At 66.7% G+C, this 1,929-nt stretch carries 2 protein-coding genes and 1 pseudogene; all 3 read right to left on the minus strand.

The annotated features are described in order from the left end of the window. Positions 1 to 93: 93 nt before the first annotated feature. Positions 94 to 219 (minus strand): annotated as a pseudogene (locus ACWCPY_RS43215) (AAA family ATPase); the annotation flags it as partial. After that, complete coding sequence (gene istA, locus ACWCPY_RS43220; protein ID WP_451274674.1) at positions 216 to 1,622, minus strand: IS21 family transposase; 1,407 nt, start codon at positions 1,620 to 1,622, stop codon at positions 216 to 218. The pseudogene ACWCPY_RS43215 and the gene istA, both read right to left, overlap by 4 nt. Positions 1,623 to 1,726: 104 nt before the next feature. Beyond that, on the minus strand, positions 1,727 to 1,929 hold a 203-nt coding region (locus tag ACWCPY_RS43225), incomplete at its 5' end, for a hypothetical protein (RefSeq protein WP_451274676.1).

Raw genomic sequence — 1,929 nt, forward strand, 5'->3', positions numbered from 1 at the left:
TTCCGGCGGGTAGTTCTTCATGACCACGAGATGTCCGTTCTCAGATCCTCAGGATCCAGTGTCTCGTGTGTCCAACATCAGGGGTCAAGGCCCGAAGTCGAGGTAGCCCATCTTCGCCTCGTCTGCCCGCCGGGTGAACTCGTTGATGGTTTCCGCGAGGTGGGGCAGGCCGAGCTTCCCGGCCGTGGTGCGGATGCGGTTGCCGGTCAGCTCACTCAAGAGGATTCCTTCGTCGCTCGATGGGTGGTGAACGGCCGGGTGCCGGTCAGCTCGTCATAGACCGACAACGGTCGGCGCCCGACCTCGATGCGGGTGGCTGCGGCTCGGTTCAGCAGGGCCTGCAACGGGCCAGATTCCTCGCCCCGCGGCTGTTCGCGGTGAGGCTGGACCGGGACGTCGCCCGTGGTGGTCCGGCGGCCCTTGCCGGTGGGCAGGCCGTCCCAATGGGACTCGTCAACGACACGGGCACCGCGGCCGATGGCCCGGGGGTGGGTGGCCAGCAGCGTGCTGCCGTGGAGGTCGGCGAGAGTGGCATGCAGCATGACCTGGGACTTCGTTGCCCGGATCTCGACCAGCTGGCGAGCACGGACTCGGCGGGCCGGCACCGAGTAGAGGTTGCCGTCGAAGGCGACCAGACAGTCCTTGCCGACGTGCCGCAGCTGCCGCTCGGCCACCAGATACGCAGTGGGAGGCAGCGGCTTGAGAGCCGCGTGATCCCGCGCCGCCCGCTCCGCGATGACTTCCCGATGGGTCTTGTGGATCTGGGCCCGCCGCACAGGCACCCAGGTCGTGAACGCGGCGTCCATCTCCTCGACAGAGGAGAACGACCGGCCCGACAGGACGTGGTCGCGGACGATCAGGACCTGCCGTTCAACCCGGCCCTTGCCCTGCGGGCGGTAGGCGGCCAGCACGTCGATATCGAAGTCGTAGTGGCCGGCGAAGCCGACCGCTTCCGGATGCAGCGGGACCGCCTCACCAGGGGCGACGTGCCGGCGGACGACTGTTTTGGTCCGGTCGTAGACGATAGTCATCGGCGCCCCGCCGAAGTGCGCGAACGCCCGGCGGTGGCAGTCGAAGAACGTCTGCAGGTCCTGGCTGGTGGTAAAGCAGCAGAACGGGTCCCGCGAGTACGACAGCGTCATGTGGAAGGAGTAGACCTTCGCGATGCCCATGTGGGCGAGGATCTTGCCCTCATCTCCCCAGTCGACCTGGGCTTGGGCCCCTGGAATCACCTCGAACCTGCGGTGCATCCCCGCCAGTTCCTTGGGCGTGATCCCGAGTTCCTCGGCGATCCTCGGCCGGGCCGTCTGAACATAGAGCTTGACCCGCTGATAGTTCCCGGTGAAGCCGTACTCCTGGACCAGCCGCTCGTGAATGACCGCGGCCTTCATCAGAACCTCGGCCCGGAGCATCGAGTCGATCAGCGGCCCGAACTCATCAATCACCCTCGCCCGCGACCGCCCGCTCGGCGACCGACGCGGAGGGGATGCCGGCCCCGGCGCCGAGAGGTACTTGCGGTCCAGCCCGGTCTCCCTGGCGATCTCCGACAGGCTCATCGCCCCGGACTCCAGCAGGCCGCGAAAGCGCCGAAGCTCCAGCCAGCGCTGCGGATTCAAGACCACTGCCAGCCCCCTCCGCCGCCCGTATCGACCAAGCAGCAGAGTGCCGAGCAACAGGTCTCACCGCATCAGCAACTGTCCCTTTTCATCCGTACGAGGCTGGACGTTCACGTGCACGCCGACACCCGGTCGACCAGAACCTCGATGGTGCGGACGTTGCGCTCGAAGTACCCGGCGTCGTTGTAGGCCCTCGCCAGCGTGTTCAGGGTGATCTTTAATGGTGGAGTCGGGTATTGGAACTGCCTGAATACCTCGGCCAGTGCGGACCCATGCCGTGAAGTCGTCGGCGAGTCCGGGCGGGTTGTCGCTT

The organism is Streptomyces sp. NPDC002403, from assembly GCF_053593015.1.